This is a genomic window from Pseudomonas orientalis, assembly GCF_001439815.1.
In the GTDB taxonomy this organism is placed as follows: Bacteria; Pseudomonadota; Gammaproteobacteria; order Pseudomonadales; family Pseudomonadaceae; genus Aquipseudomonas; species Aquipseudomonas orientalis.
Genome location: NZ_JYLM01000005.1, coordinates 391,172 through 406,489, shown reverse-complemented (window position 1 = coordinate 406,489; position 15,318 = coordinate 391,172). Strand labels below are relative to the sequence as shown.

The 15,318-nt window shown below is 60.7% G+C and carries 17 protein-coding genes and 1 pseudogene; 8 read left to right on the top strand and 10 right to left on the bottom strand.

From position 1 onward, the window contains the following. Positions 1 to 131: 131 nt before the first annotated feature. Positions 132 to 1,310 (bottom strand): glycosyltransferase family 4 protein, encoded by a 1,179-nt coding sequence (locus TU82_RS15510; RefSeq protein ID WP_057724023.1) that lies wholly within the window; start codon positions 1,308 to 1,310, stop codon positions 132 to 134. Between the two features lie 54 nt (positions 1,311 to 1,364). Continuing rightward, complete coding sequence (cysZ, locus tag TU82_RS15505; protein ID WP_057724022.1) at positions 1,365 to 2,129, bottom strand: sulfate transporter CysZ; 765 nt, start codon at positions 2,127 to 2,129, stop codon at positions 1,365 to 1,367. 281 nt (positions 2,130 to 2,410) lie between these two features. On the opposite strand from cysZ, the gene trxB reads away from it, so the two are divergent. Continuing rightward, entirely contained in the window at positions 2,411 to 3,373 is a 963-nt protein-coding gene (trxB, locus tag TU82_RS15500) for a thioredoxin-disulfide reductase (RefSeq protein WP_057724021.1), read from the top strand. 64 nt (positions 3,374 to 3,437) lie between these two features. On the opposite strand, the gene TU82_RS15495 is transcribed toward trxB, so the two are convergent. Genes TU82_RS15495 through TU82_RS15470 form a run of 6 tightly spaced genes read right to left on the bottom strand, consistent with a single transcriptional unit; the run spans position 3,438 to position 6,364 of the window. After that, a complete protein-coding gene (locus TU82_RS15495) occupies positions 3,438 to 3,779 on the bottom strand; it encodes a HopJ type III effector protein (protein WP_057724020.1) in 342 nt (113 codons plus the stop codon). Then, positions 3,772 to 4,068, bottom strand: a complete 297-nt coding sequence (locus tag TU82_RS15490) for a DUF1244 domain-containing protein (RefSeq protein ID WP_057724019.1) — start codon at positions 4,066 to 4,068, stop codon at positions 3,772 to 3,774. The genes TU82_RS15495 and TU82_RS15490 overlap by 8 nt, the downstream gene beginning before the upstream one ends. A gap of 16 nt (positions 4,069 to 4,084) precedes the next feature. Continuing rightward, the gene (gene folX, locus TU82_RS15485) at positions 4,085 to 4,456 is read right to left on the bottom strand and encodes a dihydroneopterin triphosphate 2'-epimerase (RefSeq protein WP_003194073.1); all 372 of its coding nucleotides are present in this window, start codon (positions 4,454 to 4,456) and stop codon (positions 4,085 to 4,087) included. Positions 4,457 to 4,458: 2 nt separating this feature from the next. Beyond that, entirely contained in the window at positions 4,459 to 5,019 is a 561-nt protein-coding gene (gene folE, locus TU82_RS15480) for a GTP cyclohydrolase I FolE (RefSeq protein ID WP_057724018.1), read from the bottom strand. Positions 5,020 to 5,039: 20 nt separating this feature from the next. Continuing rightward, positions 5,040 to 5,750: a dihydromonapterin reductase gene (gene folM, locus TU82_RS15475; protein ID WP_057724017.1), complete on the bottom strand. Its 711-nt coding sequence runs from the start codon at positions 5,748 to 5,750 to the stop codon at positions 5,040 to 5,042. 56 nt (positions 5,751 to 5,806) lie between these two features. Beyond that, positions 5,807 to 6,364: a putative antibiotic biosynthesis monooxygenase gene (locus TU82_RS15470; protein ID WP_057724016.1), complete on the bottom strand. Its 558-nt coding sequence runs from the start codon at positions 6,362 to 6,364 to the stop codon at positions 5,807 to 5,809. Between the two features lie 242 nt (positions 6,365 to 6,606). On the opposite strand from TU82_RS15470, the gene TU82_RS15465 reads away from it, so the two are divergent. Continuing rightward, complete coding sequence (locus TU82_RS15465; RefSeq protein WP_057724015.1) at positions 6,607 to 7,533, top strand: MerR family transcriptional regulator; 927 nt, start codon at positions 6,607 to 6,609, stop codon at positions 7,531 to 7,533. Positions 7,534 to 7,535: 2 nt separating this feature from the next. Here the strand turns inward: TU82_RS15465 and TU82_RS15460 are convergent, their stop codons facing one another. Together TU82_RS15460 and TU82_RS15455 are read right to left on the bottom strand one after the other, a co-directional pair. Continuing rightward, positions 7,536 to 8,141 carry a hypothetical protein gene (locus TU82_RS15460; RefSeq protein WP_057724014.1) on the bottom strand — a complete coding sequence of 202 codons (606 nt, stop codon included), beginning with the start codon at positions 8,139 to 8,141 and terminating at the stop codon, positions 7,536 to 7,538. 58 nt (positions 8,142 to 8,199) lie between these two features. Further along, positions 8,200 to 8,667: a PAS domain S-box protein gene (locus TU82_RS15455; protein WP_057724013.1), complete on the bottom strand. Its 468-nt coding sequence runs from the start codon at positions 8,665 to 8,667 to the stop codon at positions 8,200 to 8,202. Between the two features lie 126 nt (positions 8,668 to 8,793). Between TU82_RS15455 and TU82_RS15450 the strand changes: the two genes are divergently transcribed. The 6 genes and pseudogenes from TU82_RS15450 (at position 8,794) to TU82_RS15430 (ending at position 15,207) form a co-directional block, all read left to right on the top strand. Beyond that, positions 8,794 to 9,249, top strand: a complete 456-nt coding sequence (locus TU82_RS15450) for a flavodoxin (protein ID WP_057724012.1) — start codon at positions 8,794 to 8,796, stop codon at positions 9,247 to 9,249. 241 nt (positions 9,250 to 9,490) lie between these two features. Continuing rightward, a pseudogene (locus TU82_RS27945) lies at positions 9,491 to 9,604 on the top strand (class II aldolase/adducin family protein); the annotation flags it as partial. After that, positions 9,604 to 10,506 (top strand): alpha/beta fold hydrolase, encoded by a 903-nt coding sequence (locus tag TU82_RS15445; protein ID WP_057724011.1) that lies wholly within the window; start codon positions 9,604 to 9,606, stop codon positions 10,504 to 10,506. The pseudogene TU82_RS27945 and the gene TU82_RS15445, both read left to right, overlap by 1 nt. Positions 10,507 to 10,636: 130 nt before the next feature. Continuing rightward, complete coding sequence (locus TU82_RS15440) at positions 10,637 to 11,548, top strand: SDR family oxidoreductase (protein ID WP_057724010.1); 912 nt, start codon at positions 10,637 to 10,639, stop codon at positions 11,546 to 11,548. A gap of 483 nt (positions 11,549 to 12,031) precedes the next feature. Further along, entirely contained in the window at positions 12,032 to 13,822 is a 1,791-nt protein-coding gene (locus TU82_RS15435; protein WP_057724009.1) for a DUF1302 domain-containing protein, read from the top strand. Positions 13,823 to 13,848: 26 nt separating this feature from the next. Then, on the top strand, positions 13,849 to 15,207 hold the full coding sequence (locus tag TU82_RS15430; RefSeq protein ID WP_057724008.1) for a DUF1329 domain-containing protein: 1,359 nt from the start codon (positions 13,849 to 13,851) through the stop codon (positions 15,205 to 15,207). Positions 15,208 to 15,318 lie beyond the last annotated feature (111 nt).

Here is a 15,318-nt window from a genome sequence, read left to right as displayed (position 1 = left end):
TCTCCACTGATTTGAAGGACCCGCCAGAGATGGCAGGTATCAATGGTTGGTAGTTCACTGAAAGGCGTTCCTCATTTAAATATCAGGTAATCCTTACCCGACCTTGCACTACCCATTTACGGGAAGGCGTTTCAACGCACGCACGTTTGGACGGGGGTAACCAATTGCTCGCCGCATGCGCCTCGCAGTTGGCTCTCGAATTGCTCGATAATCGCCGGCCACCCTTGGCGACTGGCGTGCTGGCGGGCATTCAAACGCGCACGGCGCAGCGTCTCGCGTTCCTCCAACAGCCAGACGGCCGCATCGCAAAATGCGTTCTCATCCCCGGGCATCGCCAGCACCCCGTTGTAGCCGTGGCGAATATGCTGGGTGGCGGCCGCCTGGTCGTACGCCACCACACCCAGCCCGGAAGCCATGGCTTCCAGCACCACATTGCCGAACGTCTCGGTCAGGCTGGGAAACAGGAACAGATCGCCTGAGGCGTAATGCCGTGCCAGCTCTTCGCCGCGCTGGGCGCCGCAGAACACCGCTTCGGGCAAGTCGCGCTGCAACAGGGCGCGCTGCGGGCCATCGCCGACGATGACCAACTTCAGCCGCCGCGAGGGGTAAGTGCTCTGCAGCGCATCGAAACAGCGTTTAAGCAGCCCGAGGTTCTTCTCCTGGGCGAGGCGTCCTACGTGCAGCACCACAATATCGTCGCTCTCCAAGCCCCAGCTTTCGCGCAGGCTGTAGTCGCGTTTCGCCGGGTGGAACAGTTGGCTGTCCACCCCCCGGGACAGCATCCCGAGACGCTCGAAATGCCGACGCTCCAACTCCAGACGTTGACTCGCGCTGGGAACCAGGGTCAAGGTCGAGCGGTTATGAAACCAGCGCAGGTAATGGGTGACCAGGCGACTCAACAGACTCAAGCCGTACTGGTTCGAATATTGTTGAAAGTTGGTGTGGAAGCCGCTGACCACACTGATGCCCAGACGCCGCGCGGCGCGCAGTGCCGACAGGCCCAACGGCCCCTCGGTGGCGATGTACAACACATCCGGACGCTGGCGGGTCCAGCGTCGCAGCAGTTTGTGCATCGACGATTGGCCCCATTGCAGCCCTGGATATCCCGGCAACGGCCAGCCGCGGCACAGCAGCAACTCATCGTCGCTCGACCGGCTCTGGTCGACACCCTGGCGCGGGCGCACCAGTTCGATTTGATGGCCGCGCGCGCGCAAACCGTCGCACAGGCGGCCAAGCGTGTTGGCCACCCCGTTGATTTCCGGCGGGAAGGTTTCGGTGATCAGGGTGATGTGAAGCGAGGCTGTCGTCATGACCCACAGTGTCGCTGCGGGCCATGTCTTCATTGTGTCACTGGGATGATGGATTTATGACCGGGTCACCCGTTGCCCCGCCATCGCCTCGGCACCTTGTTCCCGCACCCAGAACAACGTGGCCCCGGCGACCGCCGCCGGCATCATCAGCAGGTTGACCACCGGCACCAGCAGCACCAGGTAAACGATGCCGCCAAAGCTTATGCTCTGCCAGCGTTTCTGGCGCAGCCAGGCGAGCATTTCGTTCCAGCCCAGCTTATGGTTGTCGGCCGGGTAGTCGATGTACTGGATCGCCATCATCCACACGCCGAACAGCAGCCACAACGGCGCGGCAATCAGGTTGACCACGGGAATGAACGACAGGATGAACAGGCCGATGGCCCGCGGCAGGAAGTAGCCCAGCTTGCGCATTTCCCGGGCCAGGGTACGCGGGACCATCGCGATCAGCTCGCCCCAGCTGAAAGGCGGGAAGTCGTCGGTGCCGCGTACTACCACTTCGACTTTCTCTGAAAGAAAGCCATTGAACGGTGCAGCGATGATGTTGGCCAGCATGGTGAAGGTGAAAAACACCATCAGCACCACCAGCACCACAAACAGCGGCCAGATCAGGTAATTCAGAAAGCTCAGCCAGCTTGGCAGCGTCGGCATCAGATGGTCGACCCATAGGCTGAACTGATGACCGGCGAAATAGATCAAGCCCACGAACAGCACCAGGTTGATCGCCAGCGGCAGCAATACGAACAGGCGCAGGCCAGGGCTCAACACCAGTTTGAGGCCTTCACGCAGGTACTGCGGGCCGGAAAGAACAGGGGCGGGCATGGAGGACTCCGAGCAAAGGGACGAACGCGCCGACCTTACCGGCTTTGCTTCTTGGGCGAAAGCGGCAACATCAGCAGTAACAAACCGGTCGATCAACCGGGGCGACTGCATAGAGACCTCCTATGAGCTGGATTGTTATTGCGTATTTCCTTAATCTTGCCCCCCTCTATACGCTGCACCCATTATTTTCAGGATCCGCGAGTTCAAGCCTTCCCCAAGTGCTTCGCGGTCCTTTTTTATTCCAGCCGTCTTGTGGTCCGGGCGGTCGATAGGAGTGAGTCATGTCTGATACCCGTCATTCGCGAGTGATTATTCTCGGTTCCGGCCCTGCCGGTTACAGCGCTGCCGTCTACGCTGCCCGGGCCAACCTCAAGCCGCTGCTGATCACCGGCATGCAGGCGGGCGGTCAGTTGACCACCACCACCGAAGTCGACAACTGGCCGGGCGATGTCCATGGCCTGACCGGTCCGGTATTGATGGAGCGTATGAAAGAACACGCCGAGCGCTTTGAAACCGAGATCGTGTTCGACCACATCAACAAGGTCGACTTCTCCAACAAGCCTTACAGCCTGACCGGCGACAGCGGCGTGTACACCTGTGACGCACTGATCATCGCCACCGGCGCCAGCGCCCGTTACCTGGGCCTGCCGTCTGAAGAGGCGTTCATGGGCAAGGGCGTTTCCGCCTGCGCAACGTGCGACGGTTTCTTCTATCGCAACAAGCCGGTGGCTGTGGTCGGCGGCGGCAACACCGCCGTGGAAGAAGCGCTGTACCTGGCCAACATCGCCAGCACCGTGACCCTGGTGCATCGCCGCGAGACCTTCCGCGCCGAGAAGATCCTGATCGACAAGCTGCACGCCCGTGTCGCTGAAGGCAAGATCATCCTCAAGCTCAACGCCACGCTGGACGAAGTCCTGGGTGACAACATGGGCGTGACCGGTGCTCGCCTTAAGAACAACGACGGCAGCTTCGACGAGTTGACAGTCGACGGCGTATTCATCGCCATCGGCCACACTCCGAACACCTCGTTGTTCGAAGGCGTGCTGGAAGCCAAAGACGGCTACCTGGTGGTGCAGGGCGGGCGTGAAGGCAATGCCACCGCGACCAACATCGAAGGTATCTTCGCTGCCGGTGACGTGGCTGACCACGTGTACCGCCAGGCCATCACCTCGGCCGGTGCCGGTTGCATGGCGGCCCTGGATGCCGAGCGTTACCTCGACGGTCTGAAAGACGCCTCGTTCTAAGCAGCACTGCAAAACAAATGTGGGAGGGGGCTTGCCCCCTCCCACATTTTGATTTGTGTGTGACTCAGGATTTGCGCGTCAGTGGCTGTGCGGTGAATTTCACGCCGGCCAGGCCATGGGCGATCAACGCCCGAATATTGCCATGGTCACTGCCTTCAGGTGTCGCCACCACCGAACGGTAGTGTTCGCCAAACGCCAGCAACGCTTCCTGATCGCTCAGCCCTTCCAGCAACGCCAATCCCAGGGTCTTGCACGAACCTTCGTTCTGGCCGGCGGCATTTTCCACCTCGCCGTTGGTGAAGGCTTGCGGCTGGTAGTCATAACCTGCGGCAACAAAGGCCAGGGTATCGGCAAAAACGTGTTCGCCGCTGTTGAGGCTGGCGCGCAGGGTGGTCAGGTCAGTCATGGGGTTTTCCTTGGACAAACGCCGCTTGCTGGTCGACGCTGGCTTCTTTCTGGTAGTGGGCTTTCCACTGCGCGTACGGCATGCCGTACACCACTTCACGGGCGTCATCGAGGCTCAGCTCGATCCGGCGCTCATCGGCCTCGGCCTTGTACCACTTGGACAGGCAGTTGCGGCAGAAGCCGGCCAGGTTCATCAGGTCGATGTTCTGTACATCCTTGCGGCTGTCCAGGTGGGCTACCAGCCGGCGAAAGGCAGCGGCTTCGAGTTCGAGGCGTTGTTGGTCGTTCATAGGGCTCACTTGAGTATCAGCGGCTGGCCGCCAGAGTGATCGAAACCGACTCGGCAAAGCGCAGCGCGTGGGGCTTGTCCACTTCGACTTCGGCATACAGCACCGATTCGTTGCTCATCACCAGGTCCAGCAGCTCCTGGGTCAGGCGTTCGAGCAAGGCAAAACGGTTGCCTTCGACGTGGGCGATGATCGCCTTGGTGATGGTGCGGTAATTCAAGGCATGGTCGATGTCATTGTCGCGCACGGCTTCCTGGGCGGCATACAGGATGGTGAGGTTGATCAGCACATCCTGCTTGTTGAGGATTTCGTCCTCGTTGATGCCGATAAAGGTGCGCAGGCACAGGTCCTTGACCCGGATGCGCGCCATGCCTGGTTGAAGTTGTGGCATTGCTACTTGCTCCGTCCAATCAGTTGCAGGAACTCCATGCGCGTGGTGTTCGACTCGCGGAAGGCGCCGAGCATCACCGAAGTGTTCATGGTTGAATTCTGTTTCTCCACGCCGCGCATCATCATGCACATGTGCCTGGCTTCGATCACCACGGCCACGCCGGCGGCCTGGGTCACGTCCTGGATGGCGTCGGCGATCTGCCGCGTGAGGTTTTCCTGGATCTGCAGGCGCCGGGCGAACATGTCGACGATGCGCGCCAGTTTCGACAGGCCCAGCACCTTGCCGGTCGGAATATAGGCCACATGGGCCTTGCCGATAAAGGGCAGCAAGTGGTGCTCGCACAGCGAGTACAACTCGATGTCCTTGAGGATCACCATCTCGTCATTGTCGGAGGCGAACAATGCGCCGTTGACTATTTCCTGCAGGTTCTGCTCGTAGCCATGACACAGGTACTGCATCGCCTTGGCGGCGCGCTTGGGCGTATCGAGCAGGCCTTCGCGCTCAGGATCTTCACCCAGGCCCTTCAAGATCTCGCGGTAATGGTGGGGCAGGGACAAAGTCATACAACATCCTCACAAACGGCTTACTTGATGTGCCGCCCGCCGTTGACGGTCAGGGTGGTCCCGGTGACATAGGGGTTGTCCAGCAGGTAACGCACGCTCTGGTAGATCACTTGCGGCCCGGGCTCGATGCCCAGGGCCGACTTGGCCAGGACCCTGGCGCGATAGGCCGCGTCGTCGCCTTCATTGAACATCACCATGGCCGGCGCGATACCGTTGACCTTGATCAACGGCGCGAACTGCGCGGCAAACGACAGCGTGAGGCTGTCGAGCCCGGCCTTGGTGGCGCAATAGGCGATGTGCTGACGGCTGCCCTTGCGCACCACATCGTCGCTGATATGCACGATGTCGGCCGGTGTCGAGCGTTGCAGCAGGGGTGAACAATGCAGGTTGATCAGGTACGGCGCAAGCATGTGCACGCTGAACATGTCGATAAAGGCACGGCTTTCGTCGCCCGGGGTTTCTGCAACCCAGGCTGAGGCATTGTGGATGATCGCGCGCAGCGCGTCGGTATGGGTCTTCAGCTCAGCGATGAACGCCAGGATCCCCGCCTCGCTGGAAAAGTCGGCAAACAGGCCGACCGCGCCGCGTTCGCGCAGTTGCTGCACACCTGGGCGTTCGCTGCGGTAGCTGAAGATCACCGGTTGCCCTTCGTCCAGCAGGCGCTCGGCGCAATACAGGCCGACACGCTGGCCGGCACCGGTGATCAGGATCGGGGCGTTGGTTGCAGTCATGGGAGGCTCGAGTCGCTGGCAGATGCAAACTATACCAGCGACCCGCCCCCCTGTACTCAGGCTGCGGCTTCGCCGGCCTTGCGGGGAGGCGTCGGATGCAGCCAGTTCGCCAGTAGATGAGTCGATAACGGGATAAAGAAGTAAACCATCAACGGTGTGAGCGCCAGGGTGCTGACCAGCACCCGGCTGAACAGGTCCAGCTCGCCGAGCAGGGGGGCCAGGCCGAAATTGAACAGCAGCGACACCGGGAAAAACGCCAGCCAGATCGCCACCGCCTGTTTCCAGCGCGGCGGGCGTGCGCCGACGGCGCCGAACCAGCCATCGATGCCGCTGACACGGTGCTCGGACGGGTCGGCAAACAGCTCGCTGCCACGGCTCAGCCAGGCACTGCGCGACGCGGAAAATTCCCAGGCATGCAGGGTCTTTTCATCGGCGAAGCGGAAGATAATCTGGAATTCATCATCATGGGGTGGGGGTGCCAGCACGCCGGAGCCCAGGTAACCGGGAAAGTCCGTGGCCAGTTGCTCGCCTTCGCGCAGCCAGGCCATCAGTTCTTCGTAGCGACCTTTGGCCACACGGCGCGCAACCATCAAGGTGACGGGGGAGGTAGACATTGTGTATCTCCAGATAAACGGGTGCGCTTGACCGGGTAGGCGGCGCACGAGCGCAGCGGCGGGTAGTGCCACTGCGCTGAAAAAACAGGCAAGGATTATTCCTGTTTTGAGAAAATACGCCAGTGACATTGATTCGAAGGCGGCAGGCCTTGAAAAAGACAGGTCTAAATGCGTTTAATGCGGTTCCATTCCTCGTGATTTTTGTCAGAAATAACGTGATTACTGCACCGACTGAAAGCACTTTGCAGGTTGAATCGATTGATTCGGAGCAACTGTTCCCCATTCGGGAAGTCGCGAGATTGACAGGCGTCAATCCGGTCACGCTGCGGGCGTGGGAGCGGCGTTATGGGCTGATCCGGCCCGTGCGCACCGAAAGCGGGCACCGCCTCTACTCCCGAACCGATATCGAGACCATCAATCGTATTCTCGAATGGACTGAACGCGGCGTCGCAGTGAGCAAGGTAGGCAAGCTTCTGGCGCGTGACAGCCAGCAGGCCGACAGGATTCGCGCCGAGCGTGACGCGGTTGAGGACAGCGAATGGCCGCAGTGGCGGGCCCGGCTGATGCAGGCCGTCAGCGCTTTCGACGATCGCCAGCTGGAAAGCGTTTATGGCCAGATTTTCTCTACCTATCCCTTGAGCGTCTCCTTCCAGGACATCCTGATGCCGCTGTGGAACGACCTGCTGCGCCATCAGGGCCGTTTCGGCCAGGCCAGTGAGTGGCTGTTTTTCGACGCTTTCCTGCGTGTGCAGACTTTCCTGCGCCTGCAGGTGGCGAGCGCGTCGCCGGCCCCGCGCGTATTACTCAGCGCCATGCCTGGCGAGTGCCGGAAACTGGAGCTACTGGTGGCGGCGCTGTTGATGAGCAGGCAGGATTTGACCGTGAAGGTGCTCGGCCTGGGCCAGCCGGTCGATGAGTTGACCCTGGTCTGTGAAAAGATGCGCCCCCAGGCATTGATCATGTTCTCCAACCACTCGCACAAGCAGGAACTGGATGCGCGCTTGAACCGCCTGGCATTGACCCTGAACTGCCCGCTGTTTCTGGCAGGCGCTGCATCGGACCTGTTGCAGGCCGATCTGGCCGGTACTTCGATAGGTTGCCTGGGCAGCGAAGGGCGCCAGATGCAGCAGCGTCTGCAGCAGTTTCTCAATGGCGGCCTGGATACCTGATCTCAGGCATGTACTTGCGGATGCACCAAACGATGCTGGTGCAGGATGAACTGGCGCAGACGCTCGATTTCATCCGCGTCACTCTGGTTCAGGCGGTAAGCGAACAATCCCCGGGCGGTTTCCCGCTCCAGCGTGCCGCGCAGCGCGATGCGTTCATAGCCGGACGGGCTGAACCACAACGAAAAGGTTTTCGGCGGTCTGGCTCGGCCACGCCCTTCTACCAGCACACCCTTGAATGACACTTCATGCACCCACAGCGAGCTGGCGTAGCCCTTGCTGTTCTCCAGGGCCACCGGGGCTTCAAGGGCCAGGCGCCACGGGCGAATCATCGGCCCGTCTTCAAAAATACTCGGCACGCCCAACCGAAGATGCACCGCATGAAACTCATCCTCTACCAGATGCAACGGGAAGGTCAGTTGCTGGTTGTCGAACTGTGCCTGGAGGGTAACTTGGTCGTGAGCTGCCAACCGGGTCAGCAGATCGCGAATCTGTGCACCGCCATTTACCGTCAGGCTCGACCACGCGTCCCGCAGATTGAGCTGCGGGTTGTGCTGCATGTTCTGGATAAAATCCAGCTCGTCCTGAGTCAGTAGAGCATCACGGCGCATTGATATGGCTCAAAGGTTGGGCATTAAAAGGCCATTATCGCTCTAAAGAACGCATTTTTTACAGCTTGTTAACGCCGCTCGTTGACTTGAGCGCCGCCAGCTCGGCTTTAAGCTCGGCTACCTCGGCTTCCAACTGTGCCACGCGTTGCTGTGCTTTGACCTGGGTGGTGACGTCTTTTTGCACGCCGACGAAATACGTCTGCTGGTCGGCCGCGTTGTACACCGTCGACAGTGAGAGCTCGTTCCAGAAGTGCGTGCCGTCCTTGCGGTAGTTGCGCAGGATCTCCCGGCAGGCGCCGCCACTGTCGAGCGCCTCGCGGACCGCCATCAGGGCCGGCTGGTCGCGATCACCCGCCTGCAGGAAACGGCAATCCTGATAGAGAATCTCGTCCAGGGTATAGCCGGTCAGCCGTTCGAAAGCCGGATTGACGTAGATCAGCGGCTTCTCTTCGCCCTCGCGTTCGGCAACGACGATGCCGTCGTTGGATGCGTTGACAACCATCTGCAGCAGCTTGGCGTTAATCATGAGCGTTCCATGGCTTGTTTTGACGATGCAAGTTTATGACAAATCCTGAAGGTTGCACGGCTCGCACTGAAACGGTGGTGCAACTGCTAATATCCTACGCTTTCGTTCAATGACAGGATCAGATTGATGAAAGTCGCCATCCTTTCCGGCTCGGTCTACGGCACGGCTGAAGAAGTCGCCCGCCACGCCCAAAGCATTCTTGAAGCAGCGGGTTTTGAGGCCTGGCACAACCCGCGCGCCACGCTGGCGGACGTGCAGGCCTTCGCCCCCGAGGCGTTCCTGGCGGTCACATCGACCACCGGCATGGGCGAGTTGCCCGACAACCTGCAGCCGCTGTATTCGAGTATTCGCGACCAACTGCCCGCCGCCTGGCGCGGCCTGCCCGGTGCGGTCATTGGCCTGGGCGACGCCAGCTACGGCGATACCTTCTGCGGCGGCGGCGAGCAACTGCGCGAACTGTTCGGTGAGTTGGGCGTACGCGAAATGCTGCCGATGCTGCGCCTGGACGCCAGCGAAAGCGTGACTCCGGAAAGCGACGCCGAGCCGTGGCTGGCCAAGTTTGTGACTGCACTGAAGCCGTGACACGTGCGTGCGCTATCTGTGAACGCACTGTCCAGCGTGCTTTTATTGACGGCGCATCTCTGACACCGATTTGTACTATTCTTCTGGCTGACTCGCTCAGTCATCAAGCTGGCTGCGAAGGCAACTCCGCAAGCCAGGGCGTCTGACTAGACTGGCCCATCACTTAAAAAACAATAATAAGTGCGCCAAGGAGGTCAATATCGTGAGCCTAGCCCCGGTTCTATCGCCACAGAATGTCGACGCCAAGTCGATGGTGGCAGCTGTCACAAAAAGTGCCCAAGGTATGGGCGGCGCGCTGGCCTGGCCGGCGCTGCTGCGCACATTGGATCACCAGGATCCTGGGTATAAAAGCTGATGCCACTTGCCGAAATACCGCTCAGCGTCTGGCGCAAGCGCAGCCAGGACTTTGTCTTTCGCGGCCACGCCATTCGTTACTGGGTGGCCGGGCAGGGCGAGCCGCTGCTGCTGATTCATGGCTTTCCCACGGCCAGTTGGGATTGGCATTACCTGTGGCAGCCCCTGGCCCAGCACCATCTGGTGATTGCCTGTGACATGCTCGGCTTTGGCGACTCGGCCAAACCGCTGGATCACGGTTACTGCCTGCTGGAGCAGGCGGACCTGCAGCAGGCGCTGCTCGAGCACCTGCGGGTGACGAAACCGGTGCATGTGCTGGCCCATGACTATGGCGACAGCGTGGCCCAGGAACTCCTGGCCCGGCATTACGAAGGCCGCTTCCAGATGGCCAGTTGTGTGTTTCTCAACGGCGGGCTGTTCCCCGAAACCCATCGCGCAACCCTGGTGCAGAAGTTATTGCTCAGCCCCCTGGGCTGGATGATTGGCCGAGCCTCTGGACGAAGCAGCCTGGCCGGCAGTTTCAACCAGATCTTTGGTCCCCGCACGCGCCCCAGCGAAAGTGCGCTGGATGATTTCTGGAGCCTGATTGAACGCCACGGTGGCCCGCGCATCCTGCACAAACTGATCAGCTATATCCCTCAGCGCCGTCGCCTGCGCGACCGCTGGGTGGCGGCGATGCAACGCGACGACATACCGTTGCGCGTCATCGACGGTGAGGTCGACCCCATTTCCGGCGCGCATATGGTGGAGCGCTACCACCAGCTTGTGCCGCATGCCGATACGGTATCGCTGGCCGGCATCGGCCATTACCCGCAGATCGAGGCGCCGGTCCAAGTGCTCAAGCATTACCAGGCGTTTCGTGAGCGTATTGGTCAGCAGTCGGCGCGTGCGGCCTGTTCCTGAGCCTGGAGCCTACGCCATGCATCATCCCGCTGCCTTATCGAGCACCATTCAGCGTCGGGCGTATTTATTGTGACCAAAGGCGCTGTGCATGACACTCTGGCCATTGCCATTGTCGCCAGAGGAGTTCGGTATGAATCAGTCAGTGCAGTTGCAGGACAAGGTCGTGATCGTCACCGGTGCCGGCGGCGGATTGGGCCGGGCCCATGCGCTGCTGTTCGCCCGGCACGGGGCCAAAGTGCTGGTCAATGACCTCGGTGGTTCGACCCAGGGGGAGGGCGCCAATGCCTCGGCGGCCGACCGGGTAGTGGCCGAAATCCGCGAAGCCGGCGGCATTGCCCAAGCCAATCATGATTCCGTCACCGATGGCGACAAAATCGTACAGAACGCCCTGGACGCATTCGGCCGTATCGACGTGGTGGTGAACAACGCCGGTATTCTGCGCGACAAGACCTTCCACAAAATGGATGACAGCGATTGGGACCTGGTTTACCGGGTGCATGTGGAAGGCGCCTATAAAGTCACGCGCGCCGCCTGGCCGCATCTGCGCGAGCAGGGTTATGGCCGGGTGATCTTCACCGCGTCCACCTCGGGTATCTACGGCAACTTCGGCCAGTCCAACTACGGCATGGCCAAGCTCGGCCTGTATGGCTTGACCCGAACCCTGGCGCTGGAAGGGCGCAAGAACAACATCCTGGTCAACGCGATTGCCCCCACCGGCGGCACGCGCATGACCGAAGGGCTGATCCCGCCGCAGGTGTTCGAGCGCCTCAAGCCGGAACTGGTCAGCCCCCTGGTGGTGTACCTGGGCAGCGAAGCCTGCCAGGAAACCTCGGGCCTGTTCGAGGTGGGCGGCGGCTGGATCGGCAAGACCCGCTGGGAGCGCAGCCTGGGCGTGGGCTTTGATCCCGAAGCGGGCTTTTCGCCGGATGACGTGGCGGCGCACTGGCGGCAAATCTGTGACTTCGAAGGGGCGGCGCACCCCAAGGACACTATCGAGGCGTTGAAGGAGATGATGGCCAACTTGCAGAAGTTCAGCCTCTGATCGTTGCTATAACTTCAGTGAATCTCACGGGGCGTCGACGGCGCCCCGTTTTTATTCCAGGCATAAAAAAGGCCGCTGCACAGGCAGCGGCCGAAGTAAGACGTTGGATCAAGGAGCGATAAATCAACGTCAGTGAACAGGGTTAACAGATTGAAAATAGTCACAATCGGCTGAATTCACGCTTTTCTCCCCAATGCGGGAGCGGGCCGTTTGCCCTGAGAGCGAGGCAAGAATAGTCGGTTGTAACAGAATGAGTAATAGCCGTTCAGGACAAGGACTGTTACCAAAACGACAACAATTGCCCGGCCACCATCGATTCCTCTGATAAGCCGCCATCCATCCAATCCATGACCCGTGCCGAAACCTCGGCCGGCGCGGCCCGTCATCCTTTCGAGCGACAACACGAATACCTCCTTGGTGCGCTTATCGCTCCTCATGGTCGGCAGTAGGGTGGGGCCTTCTGTCACTCACCGGGGAAGACGCATGACAAAAACAACAATGCGCGCCATCTTCACGCCACAGGCGCTGGCCGCTGCGGTTGCCTTGGGCTGCTGTGCCCAGGCACAGGCTGTTTCGTTCAACATTGGCGAGATCGAAGGGCAATTCGATTCCTCGCTGTCGGTCGGTGCGAGCTGGGGCACGCGAGATGCCGACAGAGGCCTGGTCGGCACCGTCAACGGCGGCACGGGTCAGGCGTCCACCGGGGATGACGGGCGGCTGAACTTCAAGAAGGGCGAAACCTTCTCCAAGATCTTCAAGGGCCTGCACGACCTTGAGCTGAAATACGGCGACACCGGTGTGTTCGTGCGCGGCAAGTACTGGTACGACTTCGAGCTCAAGGACGAAGACCGCGAGTTCAAGCCGATCAGTGACCACAACCGCAAGGAAGGCGCCAAATCCAGCGGTGCGCAGATCCTCGATGCGTTCGTCTACCACAACTATTCCCTGGGCGATCTGCCCGGCACCGTGCGCGCCGGCAAGCAGGTGGTCAGTTGGGGCGAAAGCACCTTCATCGGCAACTCCATCAACAGCATCAACCCGATCGATGTGTCGGCGTTCCGTCGTCCAGGTGCCGAGATCAAGGAAGGCTTGATCCCGGTGAACATGCTGTTTGCTTCCCAGAGCCTGACCAATCAACTGACCGTGGAAGGTTTCTACCAGCTGGAATGGGACCAGACCGTGCTGGACAACTGCGGCACCTTCTTCGGCGGTGACGTGGCGGCGGACGGCTGCACCAATAACTACACCGTAGGCAGCCCGGCGATCCGACCGCTGCAACCGGTGGCGGCTGCCTTTGGCCAAGGGTTTGGCGTCACCAATGAAGGCGTGATCGTGCGGCGTGCCGGTGACCGCGATGCGCGCGACTCCGGCCAGTTCGGCGCCGCCCTGCGCTGGCTGGGCGATGACACTGAATACGGCCTGTACTTCATGAACTACCACAGCCGCACGCCAACCGTCGGTACCCTTACCGCCAACACCAACCTGGCCACCCTCGGGCGCATTATTAATACCGCCAATGCCATTGCGCCGGGTTCCGGGGCCGGTTTGGCGCAAAGCACGATGCTTGGCCGTGGCCAGTACTACCTGGATTACCCGGAAGACATCCGCCTGTTCGGCGCCAGTTTCTCTACCACCTTGCCCACGGGCACCGCGTGGACCGGCGAAATCAGTTATCGCCCCAATGCGCCGGTGCAACTGAACACCACTGACCTGACCCTGGCCTTGATCAACCCGATCGCCGGCCAACTGGCCTCACCCATCCGCAGCAATTTCGGCGATGACAACAAGGGCTACCGCCGCAAGGAAATCACCCAGATCCAAAGCACCATGACCCAGTTCTTCGACCAGGTGCTCGGCGCCGAGCGCCTTACGCTGGTGGGTGAAGCGGCCGTGGTGCACGTCGCCGGCCTGGAAGATAAAACCAGACTGCGTTATGGCCGCGACTCGGTGTACGGCGCCTATGGGTTCCAGGGTGACACTGACGGTTTCGTCACCTCAACCTCCTGGGGCTATCGCGCGCGGGCAATCCTTGATTACAACAACGCGATTGCCGGGGTGAACCTCAAGCCCAACCTGTCCTGGTCCCATGACGTCGCCGGCTACGGCCCCAACGGGATTTTCAACAAAGGCGCCAAGGCCATCAGCGTCGGCGTGGACGCGGACTACCGCAGCACCTACACCGCCAGCCTCAGCTACACAGACTTCTTTGGCGGCGACTACAACACCCTGACCGACCGCGACTTCCTCGCCCTCAGCTTCGGCGTGAACTTCTGATCTGGCTAAAAGAAGGACAAGAACTTATGCGTAAGACAATTGCAGTGCTGGCCCTGAGTCTGTTGGCCGCCCACGTGATGGCTGCGGTATCGCCGGAAGAAGCCGCCAAGCTTGGCACTACACTCACCCCGGTCGGTGCCGAAAAAGCCGGCAACGCCGATGGTTCGATCCCGGCCTGGACCGGCGGTATCCCGAAAAACGCCGGCGCGGTGGACAGCAAGGGCTTTCTCGCTGACCCGTTCGCCGGTGAAAAACCGCTGTTCGTGATCACCGCCGCCACGGTCGACAAGTACAAGGACAAGCTCTCCGACGGCCAGGTGGCGATGTTCAAGCGCTACCCCGAGACCTACAAGATACCGGTGTACCCGAGCCACCGTACGGTCAATCTGCCAGCGGATATCTATGAGTCCATCAAGCGCAGCGCACTCAACGTCAAGGCAATCAACGACGGCAACGGGCTGGAAAACTTCACCGGTAACCGTTACTACGCGTTCCCGATCCCGAAAAATGGCGTGGAGGTGTTGTGGAACCACATCACCCGTTACCACGGCGGCAACCTGCGCCGCATCATCACCCAGGCCACGCCCCAGACCAACGGCAGCTACACGCCGATCCGCTTCGAAGAAGAAGTCGCGGTGCCCCAGGCCATCCCCGACATCGACCCGGCCAAGGCGGCCAACGTGCTGAGTTATTTCAAGCAATCGGTCACGGCACCGGCGCGACTGGCCGGCAACGTGCTGCTGGTGCACGAAACCCTCGACCAGGTGAAGGAGCCACGCCTGGCCTGGATCTACAACGCCGGCCAGCGCCGTGTGCGGCGGGCGCCGCAGGTGTCGTACGACGGGCCGGGCACCGCATCCGACGGCCTGCGCACCACCGACAACTTCGACATGTTCTCCGGCGCGCCTGATCGCTATGACTGGAAACTGGTGGGCAAGAAGGAACTGTACATCCCTTACAACAGCTACAAGCTCGATTCGCCCACCCTCAAGTACGACGACATCATCAAGGCCGGGCATATCAACCAGGACCTGACCCGCTATGAGCTGCATCGGGTCTGGGAAGTGGTCGGCACCGTCAAGCCGAGCGAGCGGCACATCTACGCCAAGCGCCACATGTACATCGACGAAGACAGCTGGCAGGTCGCTCTGGTGGACCACTACGACGGTCGCGGCCAACTGTGGCGCGTCGCCGAAGGCCACGCACAGTTCTATTACGACCACCAGGTGCCGGCCTACACCGTGGAAACCCTGTACGACCTGATCGCCGGGCGCTACCTCGCGCTGGGCATGAAGAACGAGGAGAAGAGCAGCTTCGTGTTCGGCTTCGCGGCCAAGGCAGCGGATTACACCCCGGCGGCGCTCAGGTCTGAAGGTGTGCGCTGATTTCGGATGTTGTGATCGTTCCCAAGCGGAGCGTGGGAACGATCAATCAAATGTGGGAGGGGGCTTGCTCCCGATGAGGGAGTGTCAGTCAATGGATGGTTGACTGATACA